Raw genomic sequence first — 16,874 nt, 5'->3', positions numbered from 1 at the left:
AAAAGCAAGGGCGCTGCGACTTTCCCGGCGGATATCTGCCCCTTAGGATTCGGGTTCTTCATTTGAAATGATATAATGAACAAAGAATTCAGAAGCGGATCACCGCAGAAGGAGAGCCTGAACATGTCCGTCCAGCATGAAACCGAACTTTACGAGCCATTGAAGGCTTTTTTTGAGCGGCAGGGCTACGAGGTCAAAGGCGAAGTTCGCCACTGCGACCTGGTGGGCTTGCATCCGGACGAGGAAGAGCCGCTGATCGTCGAAATGAAAAAGACGTTCAACCTCTCCCTGCTGCTGCAGGGAGTCGAACGTCTCAAGCTGAGCCCTCATGTATATTTGGCGGTGGAGCGCAACCGCAGCAAGCGGGGTGCCGTGAACCAGCGCTGGGATGACATCACCGGTTTATGCCGCAGGCTGGGCGTCGGTCTGATCACCGTCACCTTCTATAAAACCAAGAAGCCGCTGGTGGAGGTGCTCTGCGAGCCGGGAACGCCTTACGTGCCAACCCGCAGGATGAAAGTCCGCAAGTCCCGGCTGCTCTACGAATTCCGCGAACGCAGCGGCGATTATAACGTCGGCGGCACCACCCGGGCGAAGCTGATGACGGCTTACCGGGAAAAAGCGCTTCGCGTCGCCGGCGCCCTCGCAGGCGCACCGGAAGGCGGCCTGTCGCCCGCGCATTTAAGGGAGAAAAGCGGCGTGCCGAATGCAGCGGCCATCCTGCAGAACAACTATTACGGCTGGTTCCAGCGGATCTCCCGCGGCCGCTACCTCCTGACGCCGGCAGGCACCGCCGATCTGGAGCGCTATGCCGGCATCCTGGAGACGGGGGCATCCAGTTTGCCCGCTCTTGTGGAAACGGCCACGCCGGCGCGCGCCTCACGCCGCAAAAAGACTTAGCTGCGCGCCGTAAATTCGCCGATCGCTTCGCCGATCAGACTCATGCCCAGCAGCAGCTCATCACGGCCGGGGTGGGTGAAATTCAGCCGAATCCAGCCGCTTCCCCGCCCGTCCGGGTAGCACAGCGTGCCGGGGAGAAAAGCTGCGCCCTTACCCAAGGCGCATTTCAAGAGGGCCAGACTGTCCAGCCCATCCGGCAGCTGAAGCCAGATAAACATCCCCCCCTTGGGGATGACGTAGCTGGCATCCTGCCATGCCGGCCGCTGCAGCAGCCCGTTCATCAGCTTCAGGCGGGTGTCGTATTCGCGGTTCAGCATTTTGATATGCTCATGAATATCGAAAGCGGAGGACTCCAGCATGTTGTGCAGGAAGCGCTGGTTCAGCGTGCTGGACTGCCAATCGGCCAGCTGCTTGGCGGCGGCCAGCATGTCGATCAGCGGCCGGCTCCCGGCGGCCCAGCCCGTACGCAGCGCCGGGGCGATCGTTTTGCTGAACGAACCGATGTAGAGCACCCCCTGTCCGCTACCCGAGCCGTCCAGCGCAAACAGGGAGGGATACAGACTGGTGAATTCCCGCTGCGATAACTTTTCAAAATGAAGATCCCCGTATGAATTGTCTTCTATAATGAGGATACTGTGCTCCCTGCACAGGTCAAGCACTTCCTTGCGCCGGTCTAAGCTCCAAAGGACCCCCGTCGGATTGGAGAAATTCGGTGAGGCTACCAGCAGCTTCGGCTGCGTCCGCTCAATCTGTTCCAGCAAACGTTCCGGAAGCAGGCCATTCTGGTCGCTGTCCACCGGAATGACGACGGCCCCCTGCATCTTGAACACTTGCAAGTATCCCGGCGAAGCCGGACTTTCCACAAGCACGCGGTCCCCCGGCTCCACATAGACGCGGGCCAGCAGATCCATTGCCTGCTGCACGCCGGTCGTCAGCAAAATTTGATCCGGACCCACATCAATACGCTTGGTGCGCTTCCAGTCCTCCGACAACCATTCGCGCAACGGCAAAAAGCCCTGCGGCTCCCCATACTGAAGTGCCGTAGGACTATTCGAAATCACTGCTGCCGCTGCTGCCTCCAGGGAAGATACGGGAAATAACTCTTCGGCCGGAAGCTCCTCTGCAAAAGAAATGAAGGATTCCCGATTTGCCAAGGACCGGATGAGATGAAGCGGTGACGACAGCATGACCTCCGTACGGGCTGCAAAGGAATACTGCATGGTCTCTCCTCCCATTTATCTCTTATTGGGTTCGGTCTCTCTATATAATTTACAACCCTAAAGTATGTATTCCGAGACGCATGGAATTATGCCGTATTCAAATGTACATCGCTCGCTTCTGGCGTGAATGAAGCGCAAATTTTTCGATGGCCTGGGCCCGTGTGGACACCCCTAGCTTGACGTAAATTTTGCGCAGGTAGTTATCGATGGATCTTCGGCTGACGGTAATTTCCGTTGCGATCTTATCGTAGGTAATCCCCTGTACGATCCGTTCCATAATAAAAATCTCCGTCTCGGTCAGATCAAACATCCCTTCCGCCGAGGGAGCCGCCTGCATCTGCCAGATCCCCTGCTTCAGCCATTCAATCGGCAGGGCGGCAAAGCCTTCGCGCAGCCCGTCGATCATCAGCATGAGCTGGGAGGCCGAGGCCTGTTTCGACAAAATCCCGCTCCCCCCGTGATGAATGATCGGATGCAGCAGCTTCAAACCGTCATGATCCGTCAAGATGAGGACATGGCTCTCCGGAGAACTGCTCTTCAGTTTTTCCAGCAGCGGTTCCGCTGTTCCCTCGGGCATCTGGTAGTCCAACAGAACCAGATCGGGCTGGTGCTCGATCACCAGCACCAATCCTTCGTCCCAGGTTGAGGCCATCCCCGTTACCTTCAGATTCTCCCGTTCCTCCAGTATCAACTTGGTGCCCAGCATACTTGTGGGGTGGCTATCGATAATCACAACCCGCCAAACTCTCGTCATTTCAATGGTAACCTCCTGGTACTGATCGTATTGAATATAAAGTACAGCAGCGTTTCTCCTCCGCTCACAAGCGCGTTAAACGCTTGTTTTAAGACGTTTCTATTTTCATATCAAGGCTCGCTAAACGGTTATGTATAATATAAATCTATCAGTCTTAAACAGATTGTATCGCACCCCTATTATTTCGTGCAATCTATTTTTAGGTATTTTTATGACTTGTATTCATTTTTGCGAAAATAATAGGGTAATGATAGAATGGGGACTGGAAAAAATTCTACGAAAACCGAGGTGATGACATTGCAAACTTCGACAGGGCCTTCCGCACCATTCGGAAACCAGCCCAAGAGGGAGAAGCAACCCTCCGTCAAGTTCGTGCTCCTGATATGGATACTGCTGATTGTACTGGGCATCGGCGCTGCCTATTTATATAGCAATCATGTGAAACAGGAAATGATAAAGCAGCTTCAGGCAAGTACGGAAAACCAGATGAACGATTTAAAAAAGAGTTACGAGGCTCAGTTTAACGAACTGGCGGGGCAAGTTAAGGAGCTGGAGAGCAAGGTGCAGTCCTTTAACGAACTGCTGACGTTCACCAAGGATAACGCCACGAGCAAAACCGATAACAGCAACAAGCTGTACACCCAGCTGAACGAAGTGAAGAAACAGCTGGACACGCTGCAGAAAAAGATGGATCTGCTCAAATGAATGTAAGCATCAAACAGATCAACCGTTTTTTTCTGCTCGTGACCGCTCCGTTCGTTGGATTGTTCATCTATTTGCTGTTCAGCCTAGGTTCCCTACATATCCAGGTCGATACCGCAGCGTACGTTCCGGAAGATACGCTCAAGCCGCATACCGACTCGCTGCTGAAGGAGCTGGACAAGGCCGACAAAACCGTGAAAGTAACCATTTCGTCCATCAGCAAGACGTCCAGGCTGTACAAGCAGACGACTTCAGCGATGAATGCGATCGAGGCAACGGCCAAGACACAAGCCGGACGTCCCGAGTTCATCTACAATAAACGGATTACGTCCAAGCTCGGCGTCCCTATTGAACGCGTCGATAGCGACCGAATCCGGATCGAGCTCTACAAGGTCAACCCGGGTGTGTATAATGGATATGCCATGAAGGTGAAGCTCAAGGATCCCTCTGCCATGGGGATGAGCCTTGCCAAGGACAAGCTGGGAAGCTCCGAAACGACGCTGCAGGCCGTAAGCCGGCATGGCGCCGTGGCCGGGATCAATGGTGGAGGATTTGCCGACAACAGCGGCAAGCGTTATCCGCTCAGCACCACCGTCATGAACGGAGAGTATCTTACGGGATTCCAGTCCAGCTTCAAGGATCTCTTCTTCGTGGGGCTGAACAAATCCGGCAAGCTCATCGGCGGCAAGTTCCAGAATCAATCCGAACTGGACCGCCTGCAGCCCAAATTCGGGGCGACCTTCGTGCCGATGCTGCTAAAAAACGGCCAGCCCGTTGAAATCCCGCTCAAATGGAAGCAGTCTCCCAACCGTGCGCCGCGGACCGTGATCGGCAAATACAAAGACGATCAGCTGCTGATCATCGTCGTGGACGGACGCAACGAAAACGGCAGCTCGGGAGCCACCCTCCAAGAGCTGCAGAGTAAAATGTTCCATCTCGGCGTCATCGATGCCTATAATCTAGATGGCGGGGGCTCTTCGACCCTGGTGCTGAACGGCAGGGTGGTCAACCACCCGTCGGACGGCAGCATGCGCCCGGTCCCGACCAACTTTTTATTTTATAAATAATGTATCCTTAAGCTGCAAAAAAATTATGAACAAAATGACGAATTCATTTATTTTTCCAGCAAGTGTGGGTATAATAGGCTTATTGAGCAATGGTAGTTCAGCGGGAGGTGGCCTTAAATGTCGTTCTCATTAACTTTTTGGATTTGTATGGTGGTGCTGCTAATGTTCCTGGTCGGCATCCTAACCGCAGCTTATAACGATGATAAAACTAAAGGACTGTAAGGCCGAAGAGGCTTCCTGTATAGGAAGCCTTTTTTCTTGGAAACCTGATCCATAAAAGCAAACCAGGTTATAAACAGACCTGGCTATAAAAGAAAAACACCACGAAAACTCGTGATGCCCAAATGAAAGTTATGCATGCTTTTGCAATTGCAGCATGTCGGATTGACACTGGCCGCAAATATACCGCTCTTTGAATTCCGTCACTTCGTCCATCGATCCGCAAAACACGCATTTCGGACGGTAACGTTCCAGAATGATGTGGTCCCCCTGCACCAGAATCTCGACAGGATCTCCTTCGTTCATCTGATAACGTTTTCTAAGCGACTTCGGCAGGACGATTCTTCCGAGCTGATCTACCTTGCGTACAACACCGGCAGGTTTCATGTTCAACACCTCTCCCTATGACTAATCAAATGTAAAGTGATTAGAAAGTACCCCCTGTGATCATTATTCATACTTTCCAATCCAGAAATATGGGTCTTTTCTAATAGTTCGATGTGACGATGTCGAATCCTGCTCCGGATTAAAATTTTATTACTTTATTTTAGAAGCTGAATTTTTCCGTGTATTGTATCTAAATACAGTCCTTATTCCATCCCCGGATAATCGAGCTGCCGCAGCGCTTCGTACACGATGATCGCCGCCGAATTGGACAGGTTCAATGACCGGACCTTATCCGTCATCGGCATGCGCATACACGTATCAGGGTTGGCGGCAAGCAGTTCCTCCGGAAGTCCCTTCGTTTCCTTGCCGAACACGAGAAAATCCTCATCCTGGAACTGAAAGTCCGTGTATCGTTTGTCGGCTTTTGTCGTTGCATAGAAGAAACGCCGGCCGGCGTACATCTCCTGCACCTCTGCAAAAGATTCATGGTATTCAATATGAACCGCATACCAGTAATCCAGGCCCGCGCGCTTCAACGTCGCGTCATCGGTGCGAAAACCAAGCGGCTTCACGAGATGCAGGTGAGCTCCCGTCGCTGCGCAGGTTCTGGCGATATTGCCGGTATTAGCGGGAATTTCAGGTTCAACAAGTACGATGTGCAATGCCATAGATCGTTTTCCACTCCATTCATTTTCTATACAAAATGAACTAACGTTTAATCTTGCTTCTTCTGTTTAGTTCAAATTATATTGTTAAAGTTTAAAAAGCCTCTCGCCGAAAAACGGCGAAAGGCGCTCACTCATGGATGTTCTGGCTTCAGGCTTTATTACCCATGATTCTTTTGAAAATGGTTCATAAAATCAGCCAGTGCTTTAACATTCTCGTAAGGAACGGCGTTGTAAATCGAAGCGCGCAGACCGCCGACGCTGCGGTGTCCCTTCAGACCTATAAAACCTTCCTGTTCCGATTCCTTAATAAACTGCTTCTCCAGCTCTTCGGAAGGAAGACGGAATGTAATATTCATAATCGAGCGGCTGCCCGCCTCTACCGGTCCGCGGTAGAAGCCTTCGCTGCTGTCTATTGTATCATAAATCAAGCCGGCTTTCTCCCGGTTGTTCTTCTCCACTCCGGCTAGAGAGCCTTGTTCTTCGATCCACTTCAGCACTTCGTTGACCATGTATACCGAAAAGGATGGTGGGGTGTTGTAAAGAGAGTTATTCGCCGCATGCGTGCTGTAGCGCAGCATCGTCGGAATATGCTTCGGCGACTCAGCCAGCAGCTCTTCCCGGGCGATGACGACCGTTACGCCGGAAGGTCCCAGGTTCTTTTGCGCTCCTGCATAGATAAAGTCGAACTGATTCACGTCGAACTCGCGGCACAGGATGTCGCTGGACATGTCCGCAATCAGCGGTACGCTGCCTGTATCCGGGTACTGATGGTACTGGCTGCCTTCGATCGTTTCATTCGACGTTACGTGCAGGTATGCGGCATTTTCCGGAATTTCGATGCTGCTCAGATCCGGAATCGACATAAACTTATTGTTCTCCGAAGAAGCGGCAATATGTGTCTCCCCGATCAAACGCGCTTCCTTCTCCGCTTTGCTGGCCCAGCTGCCTGTCAAGACATAGCTTCCGGTCTTGCCGGCTGTCAGAAAGTTCATCGGCACCATCGCAAACTGGGTGCTGGCACCCCCCTGCAGAAACAGCACCTTGTATCCCGAAGGATTGCCCAGGAGGGACAGCAGACGGCTTTGCGCTTCGTTATGGACTTCCTCGTAGACCTTGCCGCGGTGCGACATCTCCATGATGGACATCCCTGTCCCCCGGAAATCCACGAATTCAGCTTGTGCGCGTTCCAGCACTTCCAGCGGCAATGCAGCAGGGCCGGCGTTAAAATTGTATGCTCTCTTTGTCAAAACAACTCCCCATCCTCTCTCTTATAGCGAATGATAATATGGCAATGATAGCAGTATTCCCAAGGGCCATCAAGTACAAAAAAGCACATAGTATGACGCCTTGTGGACGTTTGTTTTTATCTATTACTTTAACACAATTTATTTAACGGAGTAAAGCACTGCAGGAAATGCAGATCAAAAGTCGCCAGCATTCGGCAGAACCAGCTCGATAGCCGTCATCACCGGAGTTTTCCCAACAGTCCTACTCCTGCTCGCTGCCCCCGAACTACCCACACTTACTTCCCCGCCCAGCGGAGCGGACACCGCAATTCCGTAAGCAGCGCAGCGGTCGCCTTTGTTTTCCCATTTCTACCGCAAACAGCGGCTAGTTCAAGAAACGGGAAAACAACAGCGAGTGGAGGAATGCGGTGGACGCGGAGCGCTCCCCCAGAATGCGGGTGTACGGCACGCTGGCACGGCATTGCATATGCTGCCGCAGGCAGGCTTGGCTCCCCTTGGCAGACACATCACCCTCTTCGTAGAGGCTGCTGACGTGTTTTCTCCCTGAGCACCAGCACAACTACTTCCCTGAGCCGCCCACACTTACTCCCCTGCTTAGCGGAGCGGACACCGCAATTCCGGAACAGCGCAGCGGTCGCCTTTGTTTTCCCGTTTCTACCGCGGACAGCGGCTAAATTCAGGAAACGGGAAAACAACACGCGAGTGGAGGAATGCGGAGTACGCGCAGCGTCCCCCCACCAACACGCGAGTGGAGGAATGCGGTGGACGCGCAGCGTCCCTCCCCCAAACAAAGAGGCTGCCCCTCCAGTCATCCCTGACCGGAGAGGGCAGCCATTTCTTGATACGAATTAGCAGTCGAAGTACAGACCGTACTCGTGCGGATGCACGCGGATCGAAACGGCTTTCGCTTCAGCACGCTTCAGGCTAACGAAGTTATCAATGAATTCTTTGGTGAATACGCCGCCTTCCAGAAGGAAGTCGTAATCAGCTTCCAGAGCGTCCAATGCTTCGTCCAGGGTGCCCGGTACGCTGCGGATTTCCGCTTTTTGATCGTCGGAGAGCTCATAGATGTTTTTGTCCATCGGTCCATATCCGAGCTCAACCGGATTGATTTTGCGCTTGATACCGTCCAGACCGGCCATCAGCATAGCCGAGAAGGCCAGGTAAGGGTTCGCCGTGGAGTCCGGCGTACGGAACTCGATGCGGCAGCCTTTAGGCGTAACAGCGGCGACTGGAATACGGATCGCTGCCGAACGGTTACCTTTCGAGAACACGAGGTTAACCGGTGCTTCGTAGCCAGGAACCAGACGCTTGAAGGAGTTTGTCGACGGGTTCGTGATGGCAATCAAGGCTGGAGCATGGTACAGGATACCGCCGATGTAGTTCAGCGCCATTTCGCTCAGGTTCGCATAAGCGCCTTTTTCATAGAACAAAGGCTCGTCGCCGTTGAAGATGGACTGGTGAACGTGCATGCCGCTTCCGTTGTCGCCAAAGATCGGTTTTGGCATGAAAGTAGCCACTTTACCGTATTGACGGGCTGTGTTATGAACGATGTATTTGTACAGCAAGAGGTTATCCGCTGTTTTCTTCAGGGTATCGAAACGGAAATTGATTTCCGCTTGGCCAGCAGTGGCCACTTCATGGTGATGACGCTCGATGCGAAGGCCGGCTTCTTCCAGCAAACGACACATTTCGCTGCGGATGTCTTGTTGGGTGTCGACTGGTGCAACAGGAACGTATCCGCCTTTCACGCGTACTTTGAAGCCAAGGTTGCCGCCTTCTTCTTTACGGTTCGTGTTCCACGAAGCTTCTTCGGAATCCACGAAGTAAGAAGAACTGTTCATGCCGCTTTCGTAACGGACGTCGTCAAAAATAAAAAATTCGGATTCAGGTGCAAAGAAGGCTGCCGTACCAACGCCGCACTGTTGCAGATACTCTTCGGCCTTGGCTGCAATGCTGCGCGGATCGCGCTCATAGCGCTCTCCGTCCGGCGTGTTGATGTTACACATGATGTTCAGTGTCGGATGAGCGGTGAATGGATCGACAAAAATCGATTCCGGATCTGGCATCATAACCATATCCGATTCTTCGATTCCACGGAAACCGGCGATGGAAGAGCCGTCGAACGCAACCCCGTTCACGAACGTTTCTTCATCCACTTCAGTGGCAGGCAAAGAAATGTGATGCGCACGGCCAGCCAAATCTACGAAACGGAAATCCACCCACTCAATTGCTTTCTCCTGAATTGTTTTTAATACGTTTTCAACCGACATGCTCTCTTCCTCCCAATTTCCGAACATTTCCCCGCATTTAAAACGTAAACGTTCAGTATCTAATGATTTATGTCGTCATTATAAAACTTCAAACCTGACATCGTCAATATGTATGTAAGGTATTTTTAAAAATGGTGTGAGGTATCCTTACACTTTTCAACACATTATTTGCACTAATTGCAAATAGCCTGCACGGACTGATTTTCAGGGGAAAATCAGCCGGCAGGCTTCGATGTCTATCCGGTATTACCGGGGAAATATTATACCCCTACTTTAAAGGCTTCAGCAGGCGCCTTGGACGTACTGAATGTACGCCCGACGAGCGGAGCCAGCTTCTCCAGGTCTTTAAGAAGCGCGGCAAACTGGTCCGGGAACAGCGACTGCACGCCGTCACCTGTCATCGAGTTGTCCGGATCTGTATGCATCTCAATAATCAGTCCGTTAGCACCAGCCGCAACCGAGGCTTTGGACATAGGCTCAACCAGCTCTCTGCGGCCCGTGCCATGACTCGGGTCGGAAATGACAGGCAGATGGCTCAGCTGCTGCAGGACAGGAATAGCCGACAAGTCCAGCGTATTGCGGGTATAGCTTTCGAATGTACGGATTCCGCGCTCACAGAGCATGACGTCAGGGTTGCCGCCCGCAAGGATGTACTCAGCCGCATTCAGCAGCTCATCGTATGTGGCGCTGAACCCGCGCTTGAGCAGTACCGGTTTACCGCAAGTTCCCAGCTTGCGCAGCAGGTCAAAATTCTGCATATTCCGCGTACCCACCTGCAAAATATCAGCATATTCGGCGCAGATATCCACGTATTCCGGTGTCATGACTTCCGTAATAGTCAGCAGGCCGTGCTTTTGTCCGGCTTCAGCCATCATAATAAGACCTTCGACACCGATCCCCTGGAAGCTGTATGGTCCTGTCCGTGGCTTGAAAGCCCCGCCTCTCAGCACCTGTCCGCCGGCAGCCTTCACCAGCCCCGCAATTTCATCAATCTGCTCGGGGGATTCAACCGCACAGGGTCCTCCCATGACGACAAGCTCATCGCCGCCGATTTCCACACCTTTTATCTTGATCACCGTGTTCTCCGGATGAAAATCACGGCTTGCCAATTTGTACGATTTGGTAATCTTCACTACATTCTCTACTCCCTTCATTTGACGCAGGTGCTCAGCAAGCTGCGGGTTGACCTGACCGATCAGCCCAATGACCGTCCGGTCTGCGCCTTTGGAAACAGAAGCCTGCAGTCCTTCCTTCTCAATCACACGCACAATATCCGCAATTTGTTCTTCCGGAGTCGTATTGGATGTAATTACGATCATGGCTATCATTCCTCCTGTGAAGCGCCTCGCTTCAGCGTACGCTTCTCGTATATTTTCAAATGATTCGGTATCTTTATCTGGTCTACCGTTCTCGCCTCTCACTTCACTAATACGCTTAAACGCGTTTTCGCTTTTAAGCTTTTATCTGCTAAAGCAACTATATCGGAAATCTACCTTTCCGTCAACCCTAAATCTAAAATAGGCATCATCCCCTACCGATCTGGTCTATTTTCTTCTGTAGGGCCAGTTCATATCAGTCACAGCAAATCATCATGGTCTAGAAACAAAAAAGAAGCAGGCTTCCATTAAAGGAAGCCTGCTTCATCTCATTCGTAATTACGCCTTGGTGCTACCTGCCGCTTTTTACCGGCGGAAGCAGTTTCTTCATATTGACCGTGCGCTTGGTTTCCCACGTATCCGGATTCTCCGGATCGTATTGTTCCAAATATGCGATCACTTCCTTGGTGATCGGGGTCGGCGTGGAAGCGCCGGAAGTAACAGCGACTTTGGATATGCCTTCAAGCCATTCACGTCTCAGCTCGGTAATGTCGGCAATCCGGTAAGCTTTGACGTTGGCAATTTCTTCGGAGACCTGAGCCAGCCGGTTGGAGTTGTTGCTCCGCGGGTCGCCGACAACGATCACCAGATCCGCTTGTCCAGCCTGCTCCGCGACCGCTTCCTGCCGTACCTGAGTGGCCAGGCAGATCTCATTGTGAACCTCGGCGGACGGGTACAGCTCCAGCAGCTTTTTCATAATGGCCTTAATGTCCCATTGGCTCATCGTCGTCTGGTTCGTAATAATGATGCGGGAGGCGGATATGCGCAAATTGGCAACCTCGTCTTCCTTCTCGATCAGATGAACGTGATCCGGCGCAATGCCGATGGCGCCTTCGGGTTCGGGATGGCCCTTCTTGCCGATATAAATCACCTCATACCCTTCCGCCACCTTCTCGCGGATCAGGTCATGAGTCTTGGTGACGTCCGGACAAGTCGCATCAACGGTCGTAAGACCTTTGTCCCGGGCCAGCTTCCGGACTTCCGGCGAAACGCCATGCGCGGTGAAGATAACCGTGCCGCTGTCCACCTGGTTCAGGATCTCCATCCGGTTCGGTCCGTCGAGCGTGATAATCCCTTCGTCTTCAAAAGAATTCGTGACATGACTATTGTGCACGATCATGCCCAATATATAAATCGGCCGGGGAAGGTCCAGGTTCTGGGCCGCCTGGCGCGCCAGCACCATGGCATCGACCACACCGTAGCAGTACCCCCGGGGCGAAATTTTAATCACTTCCATGACTTTCACCTGCTTTCTCTGGCATGCCTTAACCTAACCATTATACCCTATTCCAAAGGGACGGGAAAGACGACCGGCAGCCAGATAATGAAGGTCGTACCTTCTCCTTGACGAGTAACGACCTCGACCGAGCCGTTCAGCTCGTCGATAATCCATTTGGCGATGGACAGGCCCAGCCCGATGCCCTCCGTCATACCGCGGGACTGATCCGCACGGTAGAACCGGTCAAAGATATACGGCACCTCGTCCTTGTCCATGCCGATGCCCGTATCGGCAATCCGGATGCCCACCTGATCTTCATACAGCAAAGCGTCAAACGTCACTTGGCCTTCAGGTGTATACTTAAATGCGTTTTCAATAAAAATGAACAGCATCTGCTGCATATAGTCCTTATTGCCGTTGACATAGACGCCGTTCAGGATCGAAAAGTCACCGGTAATCCAATCGGCCTGCCGCGCCAGGAATTGGGCCCTTCTGGCCACTTCCTCCACGAGAATTTCGAGCGGAATCGGCTGCTTGTCAAACGTCCGTCCCGTGTCGGCCCGGGCCAGAGAGAGCATGTCGCCGACCAGCCGGCTCATCCGCTTGGATTCGTCGGCAATGTCGCTGATGGCCTCCCGGGTCATCTGCTTCAGTGTCGTTTCGTCCAGCTTCGGACGGTCTCCTTCCTCGTCTGACCACATTTTCTCAAGAAGATCCACGTTGCCGCGGATTGTCGTCAGCGGTGTCCGCAGCTCATGCGAAGCATCGGATACAAACCGGCGCTGCGTCGCGTAAGATTCCTCGAGATTTTTATAAAAGCCCTCCATGCGCCCCAGCATGCTGTTGACCGTGTCGATCAACTGCCCGACTTCATCCTGGGGCCCGTCGTAATCAATGCGGACGCTGAGATCCTGGCCGTTCTGAATCTGACTCGCGGCTTCGATGACGTTGCCGATGGGGCTCATCGATTTACGGGCCAGGAACAGGCCAAGCGAGGAGGCCACAATGATCATGATTGTTGCGCTGATGACCAGAATATTCCGCAGCAGGGTCAGCAGCTCCACTTCATGTCCCGTATAAATGGCTACCTGGAGTAATGCGATAATCTGGCCGGTATTGCTTTCCGTAATGGTACGCTGGTATAGATAAAAAGGATTTCCTTGGATATACACAGGTTTAAAACCCTGTTGTTTCACCGCATGCTTGTAATCGGGATAAGGAAATTTAATGTTCAGGTCCCCGAGGTTTTCGGACACGGATAATTTATTATTGACGTAATCAATCATCTGCACGTAAGTCTGCGAGGTCAAATCGGAGGTCGCTTGGAAACTGAAATAATTATCATTCCAGTTCAAAACCACTCCCGGCTTGATTTTATCAAATTGCTGAACCAGCCGCTCCCTCACGGAATTATACGTATTAAAATGGACGACCCCATACACCGCCGAACCGAACACGATCAGCGTTACGGCCAGGATGGCGGTGTACCAGGCGGTCAAGCGCAATCTTATGGACATCTCTTATGAATCCCCTCTCAGGATATAACCTGCGCCGCGGATCGTTTGAATGACACGCTTCCCTCCGTGTTCTTCCGTCTTCTGACGGAGCATCGCAATGTACACTTCCAGCACGTTGGACTCACCGCTGTAATCGTAACCCCAGATTTTATCCATTATTAAGTCGCGGGACAGAACCCGTTTCGGATTTTGCATAAACAAATGAAGAAGCTCAAATTCCTTGGCCGTCAGCTCCAGGCGCTTGCCGCCCCGCAGCACTTCCCGGGAGTCGACGTCCAGCACGATGTCCTCATAGGTCAACCGGTGGTCGCCGGCTTCCTCCTGCCCCGGTTTCCGGCGCAGCAGCGCGCGCACCCTGGCCAGCAGTTCTTCCAGCGCAAACGGCTTGACGAGGTAATCGTCCGCCCCGAGATCAAGCCCTTTGACCCGGTGCTCGATTTCATCCTTGGCGGTGAGCATCAGGATCGGCACCTGGCTTCCGCCTTCCCGAAGCCTGCGGCACACTTCAAATCCGTCCACCTGCGGCATCATGACGTCCAGCACGACGATATCGGGCTCCCCGTTCAAAATGACCTTCAGTCCCTCTGCCCCATTGTTAGCGGTAATGACGTCGTACCCTTCAAATGCCAGCCCCCTGCGCAGCATGGAAATGATCTTTTCATCATCGTCAATAATCAAAATTTTCGATCGCATCAACGGACTACTCCTTTATCTCTTTATCTTGTATCATGGCACAAGCCTCTGCTTCTTATTGTAGCAGTGAATATTTTCCTTTGCACCATGGTACGACAACAGCGGAAGGGAGTTCCCTTCCGCTGTCATCTCGTAGCGTATGGTTTACTGGCCGCTGACCGCGCTGTTGTCCGTGAATTTATTTTTGTCGCCGATGGTGACCTGCAGGTCCATCTTCTTGTTGTTGCGGACGATGTTCAGCGTCACTTTCGTGCCGACCTTTTGCTTCTGGATAAATGTGGTCAGATCGGAATTGGTTTTATAAGCCGTACCGTTCACGCCGGTAATAATGTCGTAAGGGCGGAGGTCCGCTTCGTAAGCCGGGGATTTGTAAACAACCTCGGCGACGACAGAGCCCTCTTTAACATCGGAATCCATTTGCTTAGCCACTTCTTCAGTCATCGTCATCAAGGACGCACCGATAAACGGAACCGGATCCTTCGGAATTTCCTGGTTTTTCTCCAGCTTGTCGACGACATTCTTGATCGTGCTTGTCGGAATCGCGAAACCAATGCCTTGGGAATCGGCGCTGACGGCTACGTTCATGCCGATGACTTGGCCGCTCAGGTTGAGCAGCGGTCCGCCGGAGTTACCCGGGTTGATCGAAGCGTCGGTTTGCAGCAGATGCTGATATTTGCGTGTGCCGCTGCCCGATTCCTCGCTGATATCGATGGAACGTTCGCGGGCGCTCAGTACACCTGTCGTTACCGTATGGTCAAAGCCCTGCGGGTTACCGATCGCTACAACCGGCTCACCGACTTTCAGGCTCGAAGAATCGCCGAGCGGTACTGTCGGGAAGTTGTTGTTGCCTTCGATTTTCAGAACGGCAAGGTCGAGATCTTTGCTGCTGCCCAGAAGCTTCGCTTCGTAGGTTTTCTCATCGTTCTCGATGGTTACCTGAATGACGTCGGCGTTCTCGACCACGTGCTGATTGGTCAGGATATAACCTTCCTTGTTGTAGATAAAGCCGGAACCGATGCCGTAAGGAACGAGCTGCGAAGAATTCGAACCCGAACCTGAACCCGAGCCTTGGGATTGGGAATCCGACCCCGATCCGCCATAACCCGAATCGCCGCCGAACTGGTCTCCGAAGAAGTAGGAGAACGGATCGTTCAGATAAGGATTACTTTGAGAATTGGTGCGGCTGCTCTGTTTAACGAGCGTTTCAATTTTAACGACCGCCGGGCCCGCTTCTTGTACTACCCCGGATACATCCGTCGGCTTCGAAAGCGGCAGCGAAGTCGTATTCGCCTTGCCGGTAGTCTCGCTGTTGTCGGCTGCAGCCGATACTGTCGTGGCAGCCTGTTCGGACGTGAGCGACGTGTTAGGCGTAAATAGATTCATGCGATCCGCCGTAAACATCAGCCCGGTGATGACAACCATGCCGGCGAGGAAGGAAATCAGCACTGTTTTAACCGATGTCTTCGGACGCTGGTTAAACTGCCAGTTACTGCCGTTACCGCCGCCATTGTTACCGCCACCGCCACCTGAACCTCCACTGCGTCCGGGGCTGCCGGACTCGCCGGAGCTGTGGTACTGGCTGGAGGTTACCGGAAGCTGTCTGACCGGATTCGGAGGAGTGATCTCCACTTCCTCCGAGTGCGGCCTGTCGGAGGACTCACTGCCTGGATGCTCTGTATTGTTGTCTTTTCCAAGGGACTTAAACGGCCCGTAGGAATAGTAATAAGATGAATTATTCGAATCGGAAGACGGCTGTTCACGCTTTGTTGGCTCTTGATCAAACGAATCTTCCGGCTGGCCAAATCTGTTTCTTTCGTCCATGTGATTCATGCCTCCTGCTTTCCCTGATTTATAGCGTTCCGTAAGGGATATTGTTTAACTGTTTATATCATGTACTATAAACCTTAATGACAGATTAAAAACAATTAAAAAGCAGATAAAACATGTCGGGAAAGGCTATGACTGCACCCATCCTTTGCGGTGGGCGTAGATGGCCAGCTGCGTCCGGTCTTCCAGCTCGCATTTCATCAGCAGGTTGCTCACATGGGTCTTAACCGTTTTGATGCTGATATGCAGCTCCTCAGCGATATCCTTGTTGCTTTTGCCTTCGGCGACGAGCAGCAGCACTTCCTTCTCGCGTTCGGTCATCCCGGTGGAATCCCCCTGAACGGTCCGCTGGCGGATGCCTCTAGTCAGCGCCTGGGACACATCCCCCGTCATGACCGGCATGCCCCGGTTGGCCCCTTGCAGCGCATAGATCAGTTCGTCGGCCGAGACGGTCTTCAGCACGTAGCTGACAGCTCCGGCTTCCACCGCGTCCACCACCAGGTCGTCTTCGAGAAAGCTCGTCAAAATGACGATTTTGATCGAAGGGTATTTCGTCAGAACGGCCCGCGTCGTTTCGGCACCGTTCATCACCGGCATCATCAGATCCATCAGAACCAAATCGGGATGCTCCTCCTGCGGCCGCTGGTCCAGCCAGTCCAGCAGCTCTTTGCCATTGCCTGCTTCCCCGATCACTTCAAAGGAAGGCTCCAGCATCAAATATGTTTTCAGTCCCATTCTGACCATATCGTGATCATCCACGATGACCACCTTCACGCTCTCTGCCATTTCGATTTCCCCCTGCCTG

At 52.6% G+C, this 16,874-nt stretch carries 15 protein-coding genes; 3 read left to right on the top strand and 12 right to left on the bottom strand.

Annotated features, from left to right (window positions below; genetic code table 11):
• Positions 1–123: 123 nt before the first annotated feature.
• Positions 124–900 (top strand): DUF2161 domain-containing phosphodiesterase, encoded by a 777-nt coding sequence (locus GCU45_RS23145; protein ID WP_076170628.1) that lies wholly within the window; start codon positions 124–126, stop codon positions 898–900.
• Here the strand turns inward: GCU45_RS23145 and GCU45_RS23140 are convergent.
• Both GCU45_RS23140 and GCU45_RS23135 read right to left on the bottom strand, forming a co-directional pair.
• A complete protein-coding gene (locus tag GCU45_RS23140; protein ID WP_152400849.1) occupies positions 897–2,120 on the bottom strand; it encodes an aminotransferase-like domain-containing protein in 1,224 nt (407 codons plus the stop codon). The genes GCU45_RS23145 and GCU45_RS23140 overlap by 4 nt on opposite strands.
• 97 nt (positions 2,121–2,217) lie before the next feature.
• The gene (locus tag GCU45_RS23135) at positions 2,218–2,874 is read right to left on the bottom strand and encodes a response regulator transcription factor (RefSeq protein ID WP_076170630.1); all 657 of its coding nucleotides are present in this window, start codon (positions 2,872–2,874) and stop codon (positions 2,218–2,220) included.
• A 297-nt stretch (positions 2,875–3,171) separates the two neighbouring features.
• Between GCU45_RS23135 and GCU45_RS23130 the strand changes: the two genes are divergently transcribed.
• Complete coding sequence (locus GCU45_RS23130) at positions 3,172–3,579, top strand: hypothetical protein (RefSeq protein WP_234490003.1); 408 nt, start codon at positions 3,172–3,174, stop codon at positions 3,577–3,579.
• Positions 3,576–4,643 carry a phosphodiester glycosidase family protein gene (locus GCU45_RS23125; protein ID WP_152400847.1) on the top strand — a complete coding sequence of 356 codons (1,068 nt, stop codon included), beginning with the start codon at positions 3,576–3,578 and terminating at the stop codon, positions 4,641–4,643. Before GCU45_RS23130 ends, GCU45_RS23125 begins: the two co-directional genes overlap by 4 nt.
• 351 nt (positions 4,644–4,994) lie before the next feature.
• On the opposite strand, the gene GCU45_RS23120 is transcribed toward GCU45_RS23125, so the two are convergent.
• The 10 genes from GCU45_RS23120 to GCU45_RS23075 form a co-directional block, all read right to left on the bottom strand.
• Entirely contained in the window at positions 4,995–5,249 is a 255-nt protein-coding gene (locus GCU45_RS23120; RefSeq protein WP_076170632.1) for an AbrB/MazE/SpoVT family DNA-binding domain-containing protein, read from the bottom strand.
• A gap of 203 nt (positions 5,250–5,452) precedes the next feature.
• On the bottom strand, positions 5,453–5,917 hold the full coding sequence (gene trmL / locus GCU45_RS23115; protein ID WP_076170633.1) for a tRNA (uridine(34)/cytosine(34)/5-carboxymethylaminomethyluridine(34)-2'-O)-methyltransferase TrmL: 465 nt from the start codon (positions 5,915–5,917) through the stop codon (positions 5,453–5,455).
• Positions 5,918–6,075: 158 nt separating this feature from the next.
• Positions 6,076–7,164, bottom strand: coding sequence for a 3-phosphoserine/phosphohydroxythreonine transaminase (gene serC / locus GCU45_RS23110; protein ID WP_152400845.1), 1,089 nt, complete (start codon positions 7,162–7,164; stop codon positions 6,076–6,078).
• A gap of 848 nt (positions 7,165–8,012) precedes the next feature.
• Complete coding sequence (gene glnA / locus GCU45_RS23105; protein WP_152400843.1) at positions 8,013–9,437, bottom strand: type I glutamate--ammonia ligase; 1,425 nt, start codon at positions 9,435–9,437, stop codon at positions 8,013–8,015.
• Between the two features lie 260 nt (positions 9,438–9,697).
• Entirely contained in the window at positions 9,698–10,756 is a 1,059-nt protein-coding gene (aroF, locus tag GCU45_RS23100; protein WP_076170636.1) for a 3-deoxy-7-phosphoheptulonate synthase, read from the bottom strand.
• Between the two features lie 349 nt (positions 10,757–11,105).
• Positions 11,106–12,050, bottom strand: a complete 945-nt coding sequence (locus GCU45_RS23095; protein ID WP_152400841.1) for a 4-hydroxy-3-methylbut-2-enyl diphosphate reductase — start codon at positions 12,048–12,050, stop codon at positions 11,106–11,108.
• A 47-nt stretch (positions 12,051–12,097) separates the two neighbouring features.
• A complete protein-coding gene (locus GCU45_RS23090) occupies positions 12,098–13,549 on the bottom strand; it encodes a sensor histidine kinase (protein ID WP_152400839.1) in 1,452 nt (483 codons plus the stop codon).
• Positions 13,550–13,552: 3 nt separating this feature from the next.
• Positions 13,553–14,242, bottom strand: a complete 690-nt coding sequence (locus GCU45_RS23085; RefSeq protein ID WP_076170639.1) for a response regulator transcription factor — start codon at positions 14,240–14,242, stop codon at positions 13,553–13,555.
• Between the two features lie 144 nt (positions 14,243–14,386).
• Positions 14,387–16,063, bottom strand: a complete 1,677-nt coding sequence (locus GCU45_RS23080) for a S1C family serine protease (RefSeq protein ID WP_152400836.1) — start codon at positions 16,061–16,063, stop codon at positions 14,387–14,389.
• A 135-nt stretch (positions 16,064–16,198) separates the two neighbouring features.
• Positions 16,199–16,855: a response regulator gene (locus GCU45_RS23075; protein ID WP_152400833.1), complete on the bottom strand. Its 657-nt coding sequence runs from the start codon at positions 16,853–16,855 to the stop codon at positions 16,199–16,201.
• Positions 16,856–16,874 lie beyond the last annotated feature (19 nt).

The sequence above is a fragment of the Paenibacillus cellulositrophicus genome, assembly GCF_009363095.1.
GTDB lineage: Bacteria > Bacillota > Bacilli > Paenibacillales > Paenibacillaceae > Paenibacillus_AQ > Paenibacillus_AQ favisporus.
This window is presented reverse-complemented; position numbering and strand designations above follow the sequence as displayed.